Here is an 18,967-nt window from a genome sequence, read left to right on the forward strand (position 1 = left end):
TTTATCTATGATGCCGAGGGAATTGACGTGGCGCTTCTTAAAAAGCTAAAAGAGCAGCTGCGCGTAGGGCTTTGCGAATATATCAAGGAGCGCCCTGGCGCAAAATTTATCCCCGTAAGCGCCTATCCCGCGGGGCGTAACGGCGTGTGGAGCGTGCCGTGCGACGCGGCATTTCCGAGCGCTACGCAAAATGAGCTTAATCTGCAAGACGTAAAGACTCTCTATGCCAACGGATGTCGCATGGTTTGCGAGGGCGCGAATATGCCAAGCACGCTTGAGGCGATCGATTTTATGCTCGCGCAAAAAGACTTTCTTTTTGGCCCTGCCAAAGCGGCGAATGCGGGCGGCGTGGCTACAAGCGGGCTTGAGATGGCGCAAAACGCGCAGATGGCGTCGTGGAGCTTCGAGGAGGTCGATAGCAAGCTGCGCGAGATCATGCGCCACATATTCCGCACCAGCTACGAGACCTCGAAGGAATTCGGCGCGGAGGGCAATCTCGTGTTGGGCTCGAATATCGCGGGATTTCGCCGCGTAGCCGATGCGATGCTGGATCAAGGTTTGGTTTAAGCTCAACTCGCTTTATTTTGTAAAAAGCGGTAGCTCGCTTTTAAATTTAAGCTCTTTAAATTTACGGCGAGCTTTTTGGCTGCAGCGGGTTTGATAAAATTTCAATCGTTTGCGCCGAGGATATAGCCGCTCATCGCCATAATTCACTCTGCGCGGTTTGCGTTGGTATCTTGCGCGCTGTGTAAATTTTAAATGGCACTCAGGCGCAGTGCGGTTTTAAAATTTTAGCTCGTCGTAGCGATACTTTTAAAATTTAGCCGCAAGCATGACAAAGACCGCCCAGCCAAATTTCATCTTTAAATTTGGCTGGTAAATTCCGCCCGTTAAATTTAGCTTTGAAATTCTGCGTTTAAATTTAGCCTAAATTTTATCTCAGCTCGCCCGTGCAGTGCATAAATTTACACCGCGCACGGGCTGAGCGTTTACCGCAGTTTGGCATAATGGCGCAAATTTTATCCAAAGGTTGCAATATGAAAAAATTTATGATTTTGTTTGCCGCTGCGGCTCTGTCGCTTGCGCATGCGGACGTGACGGATATTCTAAAGCAGGGCGCAGACGCGCTCGGTGCGACTAGGAGCGGAAACTACAAGGATCTGCTCGCTTCCGCCGCAAACCGCGCCGTAGCCGAGCTCGCCAAGGGCTACATCCACAGCAAGACCGCTAAAATCGAGCTTCCTCCTTCGCTGAAGGCGGCTGCGAAGCTTGCGAGAAAGGTGGGTGGCGATAAATGGGAGCGCGAGCTCGTCATGAGTATGAACGATGCCGCTACCAAGGCGGTAAGCGGCGCGAGCAAGATATTTTTGCAAGATCTGAAATCGATGAGCGACGCCGACGTTAAAAAGCTCATCGGCGGCGGTGACACGGCGCTTAGCGAGTATCTGCAGAGCAAATCGGGCGCGAAGCTGCGGGCGGTTTTTAGGCCGATCGTAAGCGATATGATGAGCAAAAACAGCTTTGCGACAGCGTATAACGGGCTAAATTCCTTCGCGCAAAACAAGATCGCGGGCAATGAAGCGGTGCAAAATATCGCGCGCGGGCTGGGCGCGAGCGAGTATCTGCCTAAGCAGGGCGAGGATTTGAACGATTACATCACGCAAAAGACGCTGGACGGGCTATTTGCGGTGATGAGAGAAAAAGAAAGCACGCTTCGCGACAGCGCCGTCGGCAAAGGTGCAGGGATTTTAGGCAAGGTGCTGAAATAAAACTTGCGGCGAAGGCTGCGTAAATTTCGCCGCATAGCCGCTTATAATTGCTTTGCGCCGTAAGCTTGGGTAGCCTAAAGCTGTGCGCAAAGCGCCCTCTCGTGCAAGACAGCTGCTTGCGCCAAAGCGGGCGCGCGGCGGAATTTAGAGGTTCATTTGTCGCGCGTTTTCGCGCGATCGATTTTATACGATAATCTTGTACGGAGTTTAGTCTGCGAAATTTGAAACTGTAAAATTTAGAAATTTAGCAAGACGTAAAAGATTTGAAATTTTAGAATTCCATGCGGTATTTAGATGCGCGCATAAATTAGCGCTACGTCTGAAATTTTAAAAAACGGCGAAGTATCGGGAAGTAGAGCGGTAACAGATAAGCGCGTAAAAGTAAAGCAAGAAAGTCGTCTTGTAAATTTCGCTTCTTTCATATCTCTTTTTATGTTCCGCAAAAACCGGTTTACTCATTAGTTCTGTTATTTTCCGATTCCATTTTTCTTAATTCTTTAAGCGCTCTATTATGGACATCGGCTTTCTTGCAAACTCTGCCCTGGACGGCAACATATCTTACTAAATTTATATCATTTGTATCGATTGCTATCAATAATCTACCCATAAGCCTTTCCTCTACAAAAAACGTATAATCGCACTTTGCACACAAAGTACTTTCATAAATTATAAATAATAACAGAACTACTACGGCGCAAATTATAAATTTTAATGCTTTAACCATATTTTCTCCTTGTGTGTATTCTTGCCCGTATATATTGATAATGTCGATTAGCGAGGCATTATATCACTTCTTATTTTTAAATTTTAATCTCTTTCGCTTTATTTTTATGAAATTTTCTAACTGCTTATCGGTAAAATTTAAAACCTCTTTTCGGTTTTGCAAATTTACGTAGGTGTGCCTTATATCACAGCATCTATAAAAAATATATTTCCAATTTTTAATTAGCCAGTCCGCTTCTACCATATTTTTATCTGTTTTAAATAAAAACGGCAGAACCCATAAGCCTGCCTTGTAGCCGCTAATTACGATCAATTTTATAAAATTTACCTCATCATCGTCTTTTGCTTTTACTACGATAAAGCTTACATTTTTCTCATATGGATAGCTGGATTTTCTACATTCGATAATATCTCCGATCTTGATCTTTTCGAGGAATTTCAAGAGAGGAATACTAAGCTTTTCTATCAAATTTGTCCTTATGCGTCTATTGCGTCCGAATTTATCCCTAGATTTTGTCAGTCTGAAACCAGGGATTGTTTCGTCGCAATCTTTTAGTTCATCGCTACTAAGATAATTATCGGAGCATATAAATACCTCCTGGGGGCTTGCATTGATACCGAAATTTGCTAAATTACGAATCAATTGCTCCTTGTCCACGACAAATCCCGCTTTGCTTGATAGCATCTCGCTAGGAAGCTCAAAATATCTGGTATCTTTTAAATTTAAAAGACAAGGATTTTCTGTCCAGAAACAGCGCTCATCGCAGACCATAAGCTCATCGTCGTTAAATTTTATAATATCGCCTCTTTGTAAATCATTGTCGAAGGTTGATATTGGTAAGATAGTCATTCAAAGTCCTTTTTTGCTTGCTAGATTAAACATGTTCATAATAAATTTTCGTTATTTGTAATCGCTAAATTACACCTCTATAACCACATCCTTATACTTTTCATAAAGCCTCGGCTTTAAAATTTTATCACGATACTCTTTGCCCGCCTTAGTCATACACATCCAGTGGCTAAATCTACTCCATGTGTTAGGGTCTTTCCAAGTTATCTCTGCTTTGGGAGTTATGTTCTCCTCTTCTAAAAATTTATACCCAAAAAAGAAATTATCTCTAAAATAGACCCACTTCTCATAAAGCGACATACCTAGATCGATCTTGGATAAATTCGTATCGAAGTCAGCCCATTTCTTTCTTAAATTTTCGCCCTCTATGCCGAAGTCTATCATACCCCCTAAAAACAGCTGACCCATTACTCCGAAATACTCTCCCGCGTATGTCGGATAGGCTGAAATTTCAGGATTATCTTCGTCCGCTAGCTTATAGTCGCTTTGGATAATCCAATGTAGTTCAAACCATTCGTACCAATCAAAGATTTCATATTCAATGTAATCCAAAATATCTTTTTTTCTGGTACCGGGAATTTGAGCTAATATGCGAATAAACGAATCCATCCAGCAATCAAATCCTAAAGCCTTATAAAGTTCTTCATCTTTGTTAAAAACCCAGCCGTATAGTTCATTCGGTTTTAAAATTTTAAATTTCATAGTATCTCCTTTTTAAATTTAATCGGTTGGCGATATAAATTTACCTCATCGATCTGTTTAATTGATCTCATATAAACTCGCTAATATAAAAATTATTTGATTCCGAGAGTTTAGGCATACTTTTTATTATTTCATCTAAATCGACGCTCTTTATTTCGGCGCAATTTTTTACATCGCCGCAGATACCGATAAAAACAAGATCGTCTCTATTTTTGCCTATAAATTTACCCTTTGCATAATAGCCGCCTTCGAATCTTTCATAGGCTATATAATATAGTATTTGCTTTAAAATTTCACTTTGATCCAGCTTGAAAAAGGTGCAGAATTTCGCGCCCTTCATATCTTGCGATATGTCGGTGGCGCCTACGGAGCTTTTTTCATATTTTTTAAGATCTATTTTTCCGATATTGTTTTCATATCCTTCGCCTATTGCTCCAAGCACGTGAAAATCCCTATCTATCTCGCCGTAAATATCAAAAAACAGATAGCTACCCTTAAAGCTTTTATAGGCGAATTCCTTTACGGCGTCCTTAATGATTTCGATATTTGCAAGCGTTACTTCGGTCTTTTTGCAAGATTTGTTTTTTATCTCGACTTCGATCATCTAGGCTCCTTTATTTGCCTTGCTAAATTTTAATCCATTAGCCATTTTACCACGTATTCCAATAATTCCTCTAAATTCTCGGCTCCGCAACTTCCTTTGAGTTCGTTTTCCGTGGCATTGATGAAAAACCAATCCTCGTCATCTCTATCGACATTTATTTTGATCGGCTTTTTCCCGCTCTCGCCATCGATTTTAATCAACCAACCGGGATTATCGACCGTTTCTAGCGTAAGGCCATATTCATGCTCCCATTCTCCGTCGCATTTGGAAGCGTACCAGTTTTGTATGAGTTTTAGATTACTCATTGTTTCCTCCTTTAATTTTATAAATTTTAAAATTCTCGATTTGTTAGGCTTGGATATTGCAATTGAAGCAGGGCTTCTTTGCTATTTAAATTTTAATCGCTTATTAGAAATTTCTTTTCTACGCCATCTTCCTTTATGTCGATTATCTTCCATCCCGGTCTATTTAAAAATTTTATAGCTTTTTCATCCAGTTCGGACAATGGCTCCTCAAGATTAAATTTAGTTTTATAGTAATATAGCGAAATATCTCTTTTATTGCCCTGCTCCATAAGCTGCATTATGCACTTGTCGTTTGAATCACCGGTTATATGGCGGTTTATCATCATAAACGCCTCGCAGCTTTTATGAAACGGGAAGCGGCCGAAGTTAAAAAGATTGCCGACGAGCTCAAATACAAGGACAAAAAACAGAAATAAAATGAATAGTTTAATTCCTCTGCGTTTCATTGCGGCGCTTCCTAAATTTTGAAATCAAAGATTCGTTTGTGTTTTAAATACATAAACGGTATTTGCGCTCAAGTCGCGGGTGTACTCAAACGCTAGTAGTAGCAACCGGGCGCAAAATTTACGATGCTATCTCGCCTTTTGCGCCGCCGGTTGCGGTGGATTCGCTTTCGTCCATAATGATGAGCTGTTTTGCGCGTTTAATCTTGGCGTCGTCGCGAAACGCCCCGCGCACCTTGTCCATGCCGGTGTAAAATTCCTTCATCAAAACAAGGCACAAATACGCGCCAAATTCCGTCGTGTGGATGATCTCGCCCTCGATCCGCACGGCGCCTGCAAGCCTTAGCAGGCTAAGCTCTCTGCCTAGTTCGCGGCGCAAATTTAGATCGTTTGCGGCGTTAAATTTAGCGATGTTGATCTCGCCGTTAAAAAGCTCGGTCAAAAAGAGGTATTTTGCGCGCTCGGATCTGCTAAAATCGCAAGTGGCGATGACGGTGCTTTCGTTTTTGCGCACCCTGCTTGCGTACTCTTCGAGGTTGAACGCATTTACGAGCAGCCTGCCGCCTAGGAAACTAAACGCGCCGCTTCCGATGCCTACGTATTCGTGATTTGTGCCTACGTATTCGTCGCTCATATTTGATTTTTCGCGAGCAAAAGCCCATGCGTTGCTGCGGTGCCAGCTTGCAAATTCCTTGCAGATGATGGAGTAAAACTCCTCCTCGTGATCTACATTGCTAACGCCGAGGCTTCGCGCTATTTGATCGCGCATCAAAGGCGATTTCATCAGCGGATACAGCGTGATCTGCTCGGGCTTCACCGCCTTTGCCGCTTCGATGTCGCGAAGTAAAATTTCGCGAGTTTGAAACGGAAAATTAAAGATCAAATCCAGGCTTAAAATCGGCAAAATTCCAACCGCTCGAGATAGCTTTTCTTGCAAAATTTCGCCCGAGCCGAATTTGTCATAGCGCGAAGCTTTGCGTAAAATATCATCATCAAAGCTCTGAACCCCCACGCTTAGGCGGTCTATAAGCCCGCGAAATCGCAGCAAACTCTCAGGCTCGATGTGGTTGGGATCGCTCTCACACGAGACCTCTTTGATGCTAAAAAGCGACTTGGCAAGCTCCAGCGTGCGCGCTAGCTCATCCTCATCGATAAGCGTCGTGCCGCCGCCTACATAAAGCGTCTCAAAGTCGTAGCCTGCGTCCTTCGTGCGCTGCATCTCGGTGCGTAGCGCGCCGAAATACGCCTTGCACGCGCCGCGTTCGTAGGCGTATTTGTGAAAGGAGCAGTACGGACAAAACGTGTGGCAAAAGGGTATGTGCATGTAGAGCATATATTTTTTATCGGGGTTTGGAATTTTGGCGATATTTTCCTGCGTGATGTCGATTCTAAGGGAATTATATAGAGATTTTTGCATAGTTTCGGCGGCGTATTTTTTGGCGAAGCTATGTACCATTTGACTGATAAAATTCATAAAACTTTAACCTTTTTTAAACTTAAAAACTAATTTTTGAAGTTTATCGAAAACTAACTTATAAATTTATCAATAATTTAATAAAAAGCGTAGCGCCGCCATATATATTAGCGTAGGAAGCGCTATCGTAACGAGCGAATTGCGAAATTTAGCATGCACGACAAACGCAATAATTAGGCAAAATAGCAGCGTCGCCGTTTGCAGGACGTCCGCGCTAAAAGCCCGCTCGCCCGAAAAGCTAGGCAGCATCGTCTTAAGCGCATAGATCGTCAAAACGACCATTATCAAAAGGCCCGAGTTTTTCTGCAGATACGATAAGCTTGGACTCGCGGTCTTTTTCTTAAAAAGTAGCAGCGGCAAAAATCGCGTCAAAATCGTAGCGAGCGAGGCTAGAAAGATATAGGGCAAAATTTCCACTACCTGTTCCTTTTTAAGAATTTTCGCAGCCTGCGTCCCGCGAGCGAAGGTCGCTCGAAGTATTTACGAAAGAGCAGCAAAACCGCAGTACCAAAAATCAGAGTACCAAATAAAAAGTATTTTGTAGGAAAGATAAAAAGCCCCGCAAATGCGCAGGCAAAGCCCAGCAATAGCACTTTGTATTGCGGATTTGCTTTAAAAACTTCATAGGTTAGCATCGCGAAAAGCGCCGTTAGGCTAAACTCGACCCCGCTAAAATCAAGCTTCAAGCTTGCTCCTAAAACAGCCCCCGCAACGACGCCCGCGACCCAGTAGGAATGATTTAAGACCGCGGTTAGATTATAGAGCAGATCAAGCTCTTTTAATCTTTGCGGCGTTACGGGCTGTTCGCCGCTAAGCTCCTCGGGGCGCAAAAACGCGCGAGCTTTTAGCAGCGCAAAGGTTTCGTCCGTAAGGGCATATACGGCGTAAATTTTATGACGCACGAAGCGCAGCTCGTCCAGTAGCGACATCGTGTAGAAAAAATGGCGAAAATTTAGTAAAAACGCCACGACGAAGGTATCTACGAGCGAGGCGTGAGTTACGATGAAGGCAATCAGCACGAACTCCACGCTGCCTGCGTAGATCAGCAGCGAGGTTAGCACGAGCGCCCATACGGGCAGGTCTTGGCTGATGCCGTAGATACCAAACGCCAGCCCCAGCGGCACGTAGCCCATCATCACGGCGAGGGTGGATCTAAAAATTTCAAATTTACTCATAGCTTTCCTAAATTTAAAAGCGCGATTGTAGCTAAAATTTGATTAAATTTTATAGGGCGTGCGGGCAAATCTGTGCCGCTGCGAGCGAGTTTTGCGCTGTGATTCGCCGCAAGAGGAGCTGTAAAATTTGCTCGCTTCGGCGCCGTAAAATTTTAAAATTTAGCTTGCATAGAATTTTGCGAAATTTTAAAATTCCGGGGAGCGGATTTTTAAATTTAGCCTAAAATACGTGGCGCAAAAGCACGAATGCAAACGCCGAAAGCAGCGCCGAGACGGGCAGGGTGATGATCCACGCTAGCCCGATCGGCTTCATCAGCGACCAGTTCGTGCTGTGATTTACCAAGCCGATTCCCAAAATCGCGCCGATTAGCACGTGGGTCGAGGAGATCGGAAGCCCCAGCACCGATGCCGCCATGACGACGACGGCGCTTGCGAGCTCGGCGCTAAAGCCCGAGGCTGGGTGGATTTTCGTAAGATTGGTGCCTACGGTGGCGATCACCTCTTTGCCGATGAACCAAAGCCCCGCTATGAGGGCTACTGCGAACATTATCATAATCTGCTGCGGCACGGGAGTGGAGGGATTGATACTATTCGTAGCCATCGTATCGATGATGGCGGCAAACGGGCCCACGGCGTTTGCGATGTCGTTGCTGCCGTGCGAAAAGGCAAAGCCGCTAGCGGTGAGCACCTGTAGCCAGCTAAACATCAAAAACGCGGATTTGTTTAAATTTGAGCGGCGCAGGGTTTTAGCGAAAATAAACATCAAAAGCCAGGTAATCAGCGTCGACATACCGATGATGAGGTAGTTGTAAAAATTCGTAAGCCCGAAATTTAGATTATGCAACCCCTTAAATATCAGCATTGCAGAGATTACGAAAGCGCCGATACCCGCTACGGCGGGGATCCCGTACTCTAGGGCCTTGTGGGATTTGAGCTTCTCTTTTTTTGCGTCAAGCTCGATCACCTTTTTATAATACTCGCTATCCAGCTCGCTTGGATCGAAATCGGGATCGCGCATCGCGTAAATATCGTGATTTAGCGCCTCTGCATAGGCGATCTTTTGAATGTCGTCCAGGGTCTCGAAGGTCTTTTTATGCAATTTGCGGAGAGATTTTTTTTCGCGCTTTATGCGGTCGATCTTTATTTGAGCGTAGCGGTTGTAATCCAAAATATAATGTTTGATAAGCCAGAAAATTCCAAAGGAGATCACTCCGCCCAAAATCGGCGAGAGCACCCAAGAGATCGCTATTTTACCGATCTTATCCCACTGCACGAGCCACAATGCGGAAGTCTCTGCGGTATTAAGCAGGGCGCCTAGCGTAAGCCCCGAGCCCACGATACCGCCGATGATCGCATGAGTAGTGGATACGGGCAAGCCCTTTCTGCTGGCAAAAAGCAGCCATGCGCCAGCCGCAAAAAGCGCGCTCATCATTACGTAGATAAAGTCTCTCGGATGCACGTCCATTTTGCTAAGATCGATTATGCCGCTGCGAATCGTCGAAGTTACTTCGCCACCTGCGATTACAGCGCCGCTTGCTTCAAATACCGCCGCGATACAAAGGGCTTGCGCGATACTAAGGGTGCCGCTTCCGACGCTGGTGCCGAAGGAATTTGCCACGTCGTTTCCGCCGATATTAAAGGCCATAAAGATGCCCAAAAATACCGAAACCAAAAATAGCATTTTATCGCCGCTTCCTATAAAACCGAATCCCCAGATAAGAAAATAGATTGTTACGCCGCAGAACATGCCGTAGAAAATGAGACTTATCTTGCTAGATTTCATAGCTCTCCCTTAAAATCCGCGAAATTTTACCACACGCGCCTTAATCCCCACTAAATCGCACGGGCGAGGTATATAAATTTTAATTTTAAAAGCGAATTTAGTGGCGCGCGCTAAGCTTTATTAAATCAATACTTCGTTACAATCCACATTAAATTTTAAAACCGAGGCGAAAAATGTCTAGAATTCCGCTGCAAAGCCCGTATTTCGGAATATTCGTAATGCTAATCCTAGCCTTTTGCGTCTTTTCGCTCATCGTTAAACTATCCTCTTTGGTAGGCTCGCGTTTGGCAGACAGGCGCGATGAGCGGCTAAAGGGCGAAATTTACGAAAGCGGCCCCGAAGCCGTAAAACAGCCTAACCGAATGAACTCCCACTTTTTTTTGATAGCCGTGCTTTTCATACTTTTTGACGTCGAGATTATCTTTATGTTTCCGTGGGCGGTAAATTTTAAAATTTTAGGCGTGTTCGGGCTTGTAGAGATGGCGTTTTTCATCGTATTATTAGGCATCGGTTTCATCTACGCCTGGAAAAAAGGAGCGCTAAATTGGCAGAGCATAAGATAAACTACGCGCGCGAAAACGGGCTTCCAGTAGTTCTTACCACCGTCGATAAGCTGATCGCGTGGGGCAGGAGTAACTCTTTGTGGGCGATGACGTACGGGCTTGCTTGCTGTGCGATTGAGATGATGGCGGCGGGTGCGGGCAGATTTGACTTTGACCGCTTTGGCACGATATTTCGCGCAAGCGCCAAGCAATCGGACGTGATGATAATCGCAGGCACGCTTAGCAAAAAGCACGCCGAGTTTACGCGCCGCCTATACGACGCGATGCCCGAGCCCAAATGGGTTATCAGCATGGGCAGCTGCGCCAATACCGGAGGGATGTTTAATACCTACGCGACCGTTCAAGGCTGCGACCGCATAGTGCCTGTGGATATCTATCTGCCCGGATGCGCGCCGCGCCCCGAGACGCTGCAGTTTGCGATGATGGTGCTGCAAAAAAAGATCCGCACCCAAACCCCGCGCCGCGCGCAAAAGGCAAAAAGGCTGATCTGATGAGAAAATTTAATCCCAAAGGCGATCAGAGTAAAAAAAATTACTACAAAGATAGATTTTTCATTCCCGAGGAAACGCCTAAATCCAGCGCAAACGAGAGCGATTTCAAAGACGATCTAGACACGCTTGAAGGCGTTCAAATTTTAAACTCATATGTAGAATTTAACACTCTCGTACTCTATGTGGAGCCTGCGCAAAATTTAGCGGCGCTGCGTGCGCTTAAGGGCGCGGGATATGAAATTTTATGCGAGCTAAGCGGCGTGGATTTTACCGAGGCTCGCGGCGGCATCGAGGTTTTCTATCAGCTTTTGGATATCAAAAGAGCGCGCCGCGCGCGGCTAAAGTGCTTCGTGCCGAATGAGAGCTTTTTGCAAAGCGCTGCGGGCATCTATAAAAGCGCGAACTGGGCGGAGCGCGAGCTATACGATATGATGGGCGTTTGGATTGAAAATCATCCAAATTTGGCGCGCCTAATAATGCCCGATGATTGGTTCGGACACCCGCTTTTGAAATCCTATCCGCTGCAAGGGGACGAGTTCGCCAAGTGGTACGAGGTGGATAAAATTTTTGGGGTTGGCGCACGCGAGCGGATCGGCGAAGAGAACCGAAATTCCGCATTCGTAGATGAAAAGGATACCTTTAACTTTACGCGACTCTATCACGAGGGCGCTAGAGGCGAGCCGCGGCCGCAAGAGAAAATTTTACAAGAATACCAAGAAGAGGGCGGCGTGCGCTTCGTAAAACGCGCTAAACGCGGAATTTACAAGATCATCACAAAGAGAAAATAATGCAAAATCCAAGCAAGCTAAGACCTTTTTTCGAAAACATCGAGTACGAGCGCGAGGGCGCGAATATGATCTTAAATTTCGGTCCTCAGCATCCAAGCGCGCACGGTCAGCTAAAGCTCGTGCTGGAGCTTGACGGCGAGCGTATCGTGCGAGCCCGCCCCGGCGTGGGCTACATGCACCGAGGCATCGAAAAGATGGCAGAAAATATGATTTACGCGGAATTCGTCCCCGTAACAGACCGCGTCGATTATGTCGCATCGGGCTCGAACAACTACGGCTTTTGCGCTGCGGTCGAGAAGCTCTGCGGCATCGAAGTGCCGCGCCGCGCGCAGATCATCCGCACGATCCTACTGGAGCTTAATCGCATCAGCTCGCACCTTCTGTTTTTGGGTACGCATGCGCTTGATATCGGCGCGATGACGGTATTTCTCTACTGCTTTCGCTCGCGCGAATATATACTCGATCTGATCGAGAAATACTGCGGCGCGCGCCTTACGCACAATAATATCAAAATCGGTGGCGTATTTTTGGACCTGCCTGCGGGCTGGATAGAGGAGATGTTGAAATTTTGCGACGAATTCCCAAGCGACATTAAAGAGCTTGAAGATATGCTAGATACGAATAGAATTTGGCTAATGCGAACCGAAGGGGTGGGCATGATCTCGCACGAAGACGCTCTTAGCTGCGGCTGTAGCGGCGTGACGCTCCGCGCTAGCGGACATGCTTGGGATATCCGCAAAGAGGAGCCCTATCTCATCTACGACGAGCTTGATTTTGACGTGCCGTATGCGAGCGAGGGCGATTGCTACGCGCGCTATAAGTGCTATATGGCGGAGATGCGCGAGAGCCTTAAAATTTTACGCCAGTGCGCGAAACACTATCCGCTAAGCGATCCGCAAATTTTAGCGATCAATCCCGCTTACGTAAATCCGAGCAAAGAGCAGATCATGACGCAGAACTACTCGCTGATGCAGCATTTCGTACTGGTTACGCAGGGTTTGCGCCCGCCCGTGGGCGAAATTTACGCCGCAAGCGAGAGTCCTAAGGGAGAGCTTGGATTTTATATCCGCTCAACGGGCGAAAGCCGCCCGTACCGCCTTAAGATTCGCACGCCGAGCTTTTGGCATTGCGCGGTCTATGAAGAAATTTTACCCGGGCAGTATCTTGCCGACGCCGCGGCGATCATCGGCAGCACGAATATCATTTTAGGCGAGGTGGATCGATGAAACGCTACGATTTGAGGCATCTGGGCGATAAATTTTTAAACCGTATGGGCGAAATTTTAAAAAATTCCGCTCACGGCGAGACAATGATCTTTATGTTTGAGATGGGCGATTTTAGCGCAGTTCAAAAAAGCGCCGATCTAGTGGAGGGGCTAAATTCTACGCTATTAAGCTCGATTCGTTATAACCAAGTCGATTGGATGGTCGTCGCCAAAAAGGGGAGAGGATGAAAATTTTAAATTTCGCGTCGCTGCTTAGCTTGCAAAATCCCGCGCTTGCAGAAGGTTTTAAGAGCGCTGAAATTTTAAGCGTATCGCCGCTGCAAGACCCGCATCTTTCCGGCGAGTTGATAAAATGCGAGATCGGCGCGCAAAGCTTCGTGCTGGCGCTAATCTGCGCTAGTTTTTGCGACGAGCCCTATTTTGCGGATCTGGATGCGGAGTACCTAAGCGGCGAAAGCAGCGTGGGCGAGGAGGAGATCGAGCAGATCGCGGAGTTTCTGCAAAGCGGCTGCGACGCGCTTTTAATCGACGATGCGCTCATTAAAACCCATCCCGACGCTGAAAATATCAGAGCTTTTATATCTATCATAGCGGCAAAATTCGGGATTAAAATTTTAAGCTTACGCGGCGAGCGAGCAGATTTGGGCGCGCAAGGATGGGCAAATTTAAGCCCTCTAAAAGAGCCTGAGAATTTCGACGGCGCCGTGGTTTTCAAACACGATGCGAACGAGCGGCTCATCGGCGGAAGGTATTTTTGCATGGTCGCAAAGATCAAGGGCGGCGATCGCGTCCGTATCAAAACGCCGCACTTAAATTTAGAAAAAGAATTTATTTTGGATGAGGAGCTAAAGGGCACGATCGCGCTTTTGGGCTCGGGCGGGCAGGGCTTTAGCGGCTATAATTTCGAACTCGCAGAAATTTCTAAGGTTTAAAATGGCAAAGATCACGATCGACGGTAAAGCTTGCGAGTGCGACGAGGGCGAGTACATCTTGCAGGTCGCGCGTCGCTGCGGCGTTTTTATCCCAGCGCTTTGTTATCTAAGCGGCGGTACGCCGACGCTCGCATGCAGGCTTTGTATGGTCGAAGCGGACGGCAAGCGTGTCTATAGCTGCAACGCCAAAGCCAAAGACGGCATGGTCATCTACAGCCGCAGCCCCGAGATTGACGCCGAGCGCGAGGCTATTACACAGGTTTATTGCATCAACCATCCGATGGCGTGCGGGGTTTGTGATCAAAGCGGCGAGTGCGAGCTTCAAAATTTAGCCCATCTAATGCGCACGAACGCCCAAAGTTACGCTATCCGCGATACGGCGCGCGAGGTGCAGGATTGGGGGTATTTGAGCTACGATCCTAGCCTTTGCATCGTTTGCGAGCGCTGTATTACCGCCGCAAAAGACCGCTTGGGTGTAGATGCGTTTAAGCTCGTTCCGCGCGGCGGAGACGCGCTTAGCAAGGAGCAAAAGGACGCGATGCCCAAAGATGCCTACGCCGTGTGGAACAAGCTGCAAAAAAGCCTAATCGCGCGGGTTAACGATGAGGATGATTGCGTAAACTACGGCGAGAGCGCGGCGGTCTGCCCGACGGGGGCTCTGGTAGAGCGCGCGTTTAAATACGTTTCAAACGCCTGGGAGCTGCGTCAAATCCCCGCTTCCAACCCGCACAGCAGCGATTGCGAGCTACTTTATTACGAGATCAAGCGCCGCGGCATAGGCGAGCCGCGTGAAAAAATTTATCGCGTTAGCAGCGACATAAATTTTAGCGTCCTGCACGCCGCAGCACGCTTCGGCTGGGATTTTTCAAACGAGCGGGCGAGCAAAAACGAAGCGGTTTTTAGCCGCATCGTGCGCGGTATCGAGGATGGCGAGATCAAAAATATTAAATTTAATAGTTTCATCACCAATGAAGAAGCTCGGATTTTAGAGCTTTTGCGGCAAAAATTTAAACTCGCTCTGATCAACGACGAAGCGCTTGCGTATCAAAAATTCCTGCGCGAATTTTCAAAGCTTAGCGGCACGAAATTTTATAATGCGGATTCACAGACGATTAAAAACAGCGATTTCATCGTCGTTTGCGGCACATTTTTGCGCAGCGACGCTCCAAATCTAGGCTATGCGGTAAACAGCGCCTGCAAGCTAAATAAGGCAAGCGGGATCTATTTTCATCCGTTTTGCGACGAGGGTATTAAGGGCTTTAGTAAAAATTTCATCCATCAGCCGCACGCCGCGGGGTTGGAGGCGCAGATCCTGCTTTGGATCTTGCAAAAGTTCGGGCGCGATCTGCCTGAGTGGCTGGATGCAAAACTCGTGGCGGAATTTAAAATTTCGCGCGCCGCGGCGGAGGAAAATTTAGACGAGAAACCCGCAGATTCGCAAGATCTTGAGAATTCTGCGGAGGCAAATGGCTCTGGAAACGTTGCGAGTGCGAGCGGTGCCGAAAATTCCGCAAGTGCTGACGGCAACGCTGAAAATTCCGCGCAGAATTCCGAAAATCCCGCGGAAAGTAAAATTTCAAATTTTGCCCGCACGCTCGGGCTGAACGAGCAGAAAGTGGATGAGCTTTTGGCTAAAAAGGAGAGTTTTTCGCTCATCATCGGTGAGGATTTTATCCGCACGCCAAATAGCGCCACGCTCGCGCGCCTAGCGGGTTTGGTGCAGCGCTACACGCCGCTAAAAGTGCTAGTAGTGCCGCCGCGCACGAACAGCCTTGGCGTCGCGCTCATCTGTGAGCTTAGCGCGCAAATGAGCGCGGGCGAGACGCTAGGCTACAACGAAGCGGGCGATATAAGCTTTGGCGTGCTGGAAGCCGATTTGGACGCACCTAGCTTGGTGCAGCAGGAGGGCACGTTTACGAACTACGACAAGCGCGTAGTGCCTACGAATGCGGCGCTTGATTACGGCGGATATGAGCTAAACGACATCGCCTGTGCGCTGGGAGTTTGCGCGGAACACGCGATCAGTTATACGCCGAGCCTGGGCGCGGATTTTGAGCAGGTTAAATTTGACGATTTAGAAAATTTTTACGACAACGGCGGCGCAAATCACCGCGGATATGAGCTGCGAAATGAGGAGTTCGCCGCTAGCGAGGAGGAGTTTGAAATTTCGTCTTCCGCGCCGCTTAAAGCAGGCGAGGGCGAAATTTTAATCTATGAGGCGAATCCGCTGCATCAATTCAATAAATTTAGCGGCGCAAGCAGCGCTCTGGGCGAAGCGGGCGCACTGTATCTAAGCCCTAGCATCGCCGAAGCTCTGGGCGTAAGCGCAGGCGACGTCGTTAAAATTTATCAAGCAGACGATGCGGGGCATAATGAAAAAACTAGAGACGCGGGCAAAACGGGCGCTGCTAGCAACGAAAGCGACAAGGGCGGCGCCGGTTGTGCAAAAAAAGCGGATCGTGCTAGCGACGCGCATAAAGCCGATGCCTTCGGTGATGAAAATAGCGAAAGCGGCGCAGAGGGGCTCGTAAGCTTAAAGCGCGAAATCGTCGCTAGCGTAAAGATCGATATGGGCTTTAGCGGCGCGTATCTGCCGTATTTTGATGAGAAACTACGCGGCGAGATATTTTTCAAAACCTCGCGCTACGCCATTGTAAAAATCGAGAAAATTTCAAATTCCAAAGGAGAGGGCAGATGAGCGATAATGCATTTTATTTCGTAGCCACCGTCTTAAAGGCGCTCTTGATTTTAGCCGTCATCGCGCTACTCTCAGGGCTTGCGACCTATGCCGAGCGTAAGGTGCTTGCCTTTATGCAGCGCAGGATCGGGCCTTCTATGGTTGGACCTGCGGGACTTTTGCAGGTGGGTGCGGATATGATAAAGCTTTTTACAAAAGAGGATGTGATTCCTGCGCGGGCAAATAAGCTTCTTTTTAAGATCGCGCCGATCATATCGGCTACGGGAGCTTTCGTGGCGCTTTCGGTAGTGCCGCTGCTGCCGGAGTTTACGATCGGCGGACGGACGATACAGCCGATTTTAAGCGATATAAATGTGGGAATTTTGTTCCTACTCGGGGCTAGCGGCACCTGCGTTTACGGGCTGCTGATCGGAGGGCTTGCGAGCTACAATAAATGGGGCACAATAGGCGCGTTTCGCGCGTTTTTGCAGATTACCTGCTTTGAGGTGATAAACGGGCTTAGCCTGATCCCTATCGTGATGATCACGGGCTCGCTCTCACTTATTGACATCGTAAGCGCCCAAAGCGGCGGCATCGACAAGTGGTTTATCTGGAAAGAGCCCGTCTGCTTCGCGCTATTTCTCATCGCCGCTTTCGTAGAGTGCAACCGCACGCCGCTATGCCTTACCGAAAACGAAACCGAGATCGTAGCGGGCGCAGGTACGGCGTATTCGGGAATGCGCTGGGGTATGTTTTTTATCGGCGAATACGCCAATATCATAACCTACTCCGTCGTTACGACGCTGCTGTTTTTGGGCGGATTTAACGCGTTTTGGTTTATCCCCGGCGGCATTATGATGGTATTAAAATCAAGCCTCGTGTTTTTCTGCTTCCTATGGGCGCGCGCGGCGTGGCCGCATCTGCGCCCCGATCAGCTGATGGGGCTTTGCTGGAAAGTCTGCATGCCGTTAGCTCTTGCTTGCGTGCTAATTACCGCGCTAGCGATCGTTTAAGGAAGGGTGCGATGGCAAGATACGCTCAGATCGATAAACGAACCCCTATTAAATCCGGCGGCGATAAGCTGCGCAGATTCCTCTCCCGCACCTTTAACGGCGAGCTTTTCGTGGGGCTGTGGGTGGTGCTCAAAAATATGTTTAAGCGTGGCGGCTCGCACACGCTTCGGTATCCTATGGAAAAATTTGTTATGTCGCCTAGATATCGCGGCGTGCATAAGCTAATGCGTCTGCTCGAAAGTGGTAGCGAGCGCTGCATCGGATGCGGCTTGTGCGAGAAGATCTGCGTGGCGAACTGCATCGCGATGGAGACCAGCCTCGGCGCCGACGGCCGCAAAAAGGTAGATAACTACTCGATAAATTTAGGGCGCTGCGTCTACTGCGGGCTTTGCGCGGACGTCTGCCCCGAGATCGCTATCGTGCACGGCTGCGAATACGAGCTTGCGAGCGAACAGCGGGCATACTACGGCTTCAAAGAGGATCTTTTGATTCGCGGCGAAAATTTATGCTTAAATGGCGCGGCGCAGGAGTTTGCGGGCTACGGCAGCCTGGATGAAAACGCGGGCGCGCGGATCAAGATGACGCCGAACGCCTATATAAAAAGCGACGCCGCAAGCGACGAGTCAAGCTTAAAGAGCGCAGGTTTAAATTTAAAAAGTAGCGCCGTGGAAAGCTCCAAAAAAGAGGGTGCCGCTAGCGATAAAATTCTATTTTCAAAGGGTGCTGGCTTAAGCGGCGAAATTTTGACCGAGCGACAAGACGCCGAGCTGGCAAGCTTAAAGGAAAGTTCCGCCGCAAACGCCGAAAATTCTAAAGAAAATTCCGCTGTCGCTAAAAATTCTACGCTTGATTCGCAGCGAAATTCCAAAGAAAATTCTGCTTCGCAAAGCGCAGAAGATTCCGCCGCGCAGGGGGAGGAGCAATGATACAAACGCTTGCATTTTATTTTTTCAGCGCGGTTTGCCTGGCGCTTTTTTGCATCAGCGTTTTTAGCAAAAACGTTCTTTACGCCCTTAGCGCGCTGGCCGGCGGCATGGTATTTATGAGCGGATTTTTCTTCTTGCTGGATGCGGAGTTTTTGGGCGTAGTGCAGATCATAGTTTACACGGGCGCCGTGATCGTGCTTTACGGCTTCGCACTGATGTTTTTGGGCGCAGATAAAAACGTAAGCGAGCCGAAAAAGGGTGCAAGGCTATTTTTCGCGCTTAGCGGCGTGATCGCATTTTTGCTCGTGATTATCGTGCTTGGCGCGGTGGTTGCGAACAACGTAGAAACGCTTAAAATTTTAAACACCGACGATACCGAGGCGCTTGGGATGATTATCTTTACGAAATATCTAGCGATTTTCGAGCTTGCAGCCGTGATGCTGCTCGTGGCGATGATCTGCGCTATCGTGCTTGCGCATAAGCAGATGGACGCGAGCCTGACATACGAAGAGAGCGAGGGGTAA

At 47.9% G+C, this 18,967-nt stretch carries 21 protein-coding genes and 1 pseudogene; 12 read left to right on the top strand and 10 right to left on the bottom strand.

Translation table 11 applies throughout. The annotated features are described in order from the left end of the window. A pseudogene (locus Q0274_RS07780) lies at positions 1–567 on the top strand (NADP-specific glutamate dehydrogenase); the annotation flags it as partial. A 470-nt stretch (positions 568–1,037) separates the two neighbouring features. Next, complete coding sequence (locus Q0274_RS07785; RefSeq protein WP_298028722.1) at positions 1,038–1,769, top strand: DUF4197 domain-containing protein; 732 nt, start codon at positions 1,038–1,040, stop codon at positions 1,767–1,769. 451 nt (positions 1,770–2,220) lie between these two features. Here the strand turns inward: Q0274_RS07785 and Q0274_RS07790 are convergent, their stop codons facing one another. From Q0274_RS07790 to Q0274_RS07835, 10 genes are all read right to left on the bottom strand, one after another. Beyond that, positions 2,221–2,493, bottom strand: coding sequence for a hypothetical protein (locus tag Q0274_RS07790; protein WP_298028724.1), 273 nt, complete (start codon positions 2,491–2,493; stop codon positions 2,221–2,223). Between the two features lie 63 nt (positions 2,494–2,556). After that, entirely contained in the window at positions 2,557–3,342 is a 786-nt protein-coding gene (imm45, locus tag Q0274_RS07795) for an Imm45 family immunity protein (RefSeq protein WP_298028726.1), read from the bottom strand. A gap of 69 nt (positions 3,343–3,411) precedes the next feature. Further along, positions 3,412–4,044: a hypothetical protein gene (locus Q0274_RS07800; RefSeq protein WP_298028728.1), complete on the bottom strand. Its 633-nt coding sequence runs from the start codon at positions 4,042–4,044 to the stop codon at positions 3,412–3,414. Between the two features lie 67 nt (positions 4,045–4,111). After that, a complete protein-coding gene (locus Q0274_RS07805) occupies positions 4,112–4,648 on the bottom strand; it encodes a hypothetical protein (RefSeq protein WP_298028730.1) in 537 nt (178 codons plus the stop codon). 29 nt (positions 4,649–4,677) lie between these two features. Beyond that, positions 4,678–4,953: an Imm53 family immunity protein gene (locus tag Q0274_RS07810; protein WP_298028732.1), complete on the bottom strand. Its 276-nt coding sequence runs from the start codon at positions 4,951–4,953 to the stop codon at positions 4,678–4,680. Positions 4,954–5,045: 92 nt separating this feature from the next. Continuing rightward, a complete protein-coding gene (locus Q0274_RS07815; RefSeq protein WP_298028734.1) occupies positions 5,046–5,399 on the bottom strand; it encodes a hypothetical protein in 354 nt (117 codons plus the stop codon). Positions 5,400–5,517: 118 nt separating this feature from the next. Beyond that, on the bottom strand, positions 5,518–6,870 hold the full coding sequence (locus Q0274_RS07820) for a coproporphyrinogen III oxidase family protein (RefSeq protein WP_298028736.1): 1,353 nt from the start codon (positions 6,868–6,870) through the stop codon (positions 5,518–5,520). 69 nt (positions 6,871–6,939) lie between these two features. Then, a complete protein-coding gene (locus Q0274_RS07825) occupies positions 6,940–7,287 on the bottom strand; it encodes an AzlD domain-containing protein (RefSeq protein ID WP_298028738.1) in 348 nt (115 codons plus the stop codon). Continuing rightward, a complete protein-coding gene (locus Q0274_RS07830) occupies positions 7,287–8,045 on the bottom strand; it encodes an AzlC family ABC transporter permease (protein WP_298028741.1) in 759 nt (252 codons plus the stop codon). The genes Q0274_RS07825 and Q0274_RS07830 overlap by 1 nt, the downstream gene beginning before the upstream one ends. Before the next feature lie 220 nt (positions 8,046–8,265). Beyond that, positions 8,266–9,828, bottom strand: coding sequence for an inorganic phosphate transporter (locus Q0274_RS07835; RefSeq protein ID WP_298028743.1), 1,563 nt, complete (start codon positions 9,826–9,828; stop codon positions 8,266–8,268). A gap of 173 nt (positions 9,829–10,001) precedes the next feature. Here Q0274_RS07835 and Q0274_RS07840 point away from each other — a divergent pair, with 173 nt between their 5' ends. From Q0274_RS07840 to Q0274_RS07885, 10 genes are read left to right on the top strand one after another with little or no spacing between them, the layout of a single operon-like run. Beyond that, complete coding sequence (locus Q0274_RS07840; protein ID WP_005869774.1) at positions 10,002–10,391, top strand: NAD(P)H-quinone oxidoreductase subunit 3; 390 nt, start codon at positions 10,002–10,004, stop codon at positions 10,389–10,391. Next, positions 10,373–10,882 (top strand): NADH-quinone oxidoreductase subunit B family protein, encoded by a 510-nt coding sequence (locus tag Q0274_RS07845; RefSeq protein ID WP_005869772.1) that lies wholly within the window; start codon positions 10,373–10,375, stop codon positions 10,880–10,882. The genes Q0274_RS07840 and Q0274_RS07845 overlap by 19 nt, the downstream gene beginning before the upstream one ends. Then, entirely contained in the window at positions 10,882–11,670 is a 789-nt protein-coding gene (locus Q0274_RS07850) for an NADH-quinone oxidoreductase subunit C (RefSeq protein WP_298028745.1), read from the top strand. Before Q0274_RS07845 ends, Q0274_RS07850 begins: the two co-directional genes overlap by 1 nt. After that, positions 11,670–12,896 (top strand): NADH dehydrogenase (quinone) subunit D, encoded by a 1,227-nt coding sequence (gene nuoD / locus Q0274_RS07855; protein WP_298028747.1) that lies wholly within the window; start codon positions 11,670–11,672, stop codon positions 12,894–12,896. The genes Q0274_RS07850 and nuoD overlap by 1 nt, the downstream gene beginning before the upstream one ends. Further along, positions 12,893–13,123: an NADH-ubiquinone oxidoreductase subunit E family protein gene (locus Q0274_RS07860; protein ID WP_295151097.1), complete on the top strand. Its 231-nt coding sequence runs from the start codon at positions 12,893–12,895 to the stop codon at positions 13,121–13,123. The genes nuoD and Q0274_RS07860 overlap by 4 nt, the downstream gene beginning before the upstream one ends. Further along, positions 13,120–13,827 (top strand): hypothetical protein, encoded by a 708-nt coding sequence (locus Q0274_RS07865; RefSeq protein WP_298028750.1) that lies wholly within the window; start codon positions 13,120–13,122, stop codon positions 13,825–13,827. Before Q0274_RS07860 ends, Q0274_RS07865 begins: the two co-directional genes overlap by 4 nt. 1 nt (position 13,828) lies before the next feature. Continuing rightward, positions 13,829–16,525 carry an NADH-quinone oxidoreductase subunit G gene (locus Q0274_RS07870; protein WP_298028752.1) on the top strand — a complete coding sequence of 899 codons (2,697 nt, stop codon included), beginning with the start codon at positions 13,829–13,831 and terminating at the stop codon, positions 16,523–16,525. Next, positions 16,522–17,517, top strand: a complete 996-nt coding sequence (gene nuoH, locus Q0274_RS07875; protein WP_298028754.1) for an NADH-quinone oxidoreductase subunit NuoH — start codon at positions 16,522–16,524, stop codon at positions 17,515–17,517. The genes Q0274_RS07870 and nuoH overlap by 4 nt, the downstream gene beginning before the upstream one ends. Before the next feature lie 11 nt (positions 17,518–17,528). Further along, complete coding sequence (gene nuoI, locus Q0274_RS11125) at positions 17,529–18,443, top strand: NADH-quinone oxidoreductase subunit NuoI (RefSeq protein ID WP_367271921.1); 915 nt, start codon at positions 17,529–17,531, stop codon at positions 18,441–18,443. Beyond that, a complete protein-coding gene (locus tag Q0274_RS07885) occupies positions 18,440–18,967 on the top strand; it encodes an NADH-quinone oxidoreductase subunit J (RefSeq protein WP_297989298.1) in 528 nt (175 codons plus the stop codon). The genes nuoI and Q0274_RS07885 overlap by 4 nt, the downstream gene beginning before the upstream one ends.

The sequence above is a fragment of the uncultured Campylobacter sp. genome (assembly GCF_937973075.1).
Classification (GTDB): domain Bacteria; phylum Campylobacterota; class Campylobacteria; order Campylobacterales; family Campylobacteraceae; genus Campylobacter_B.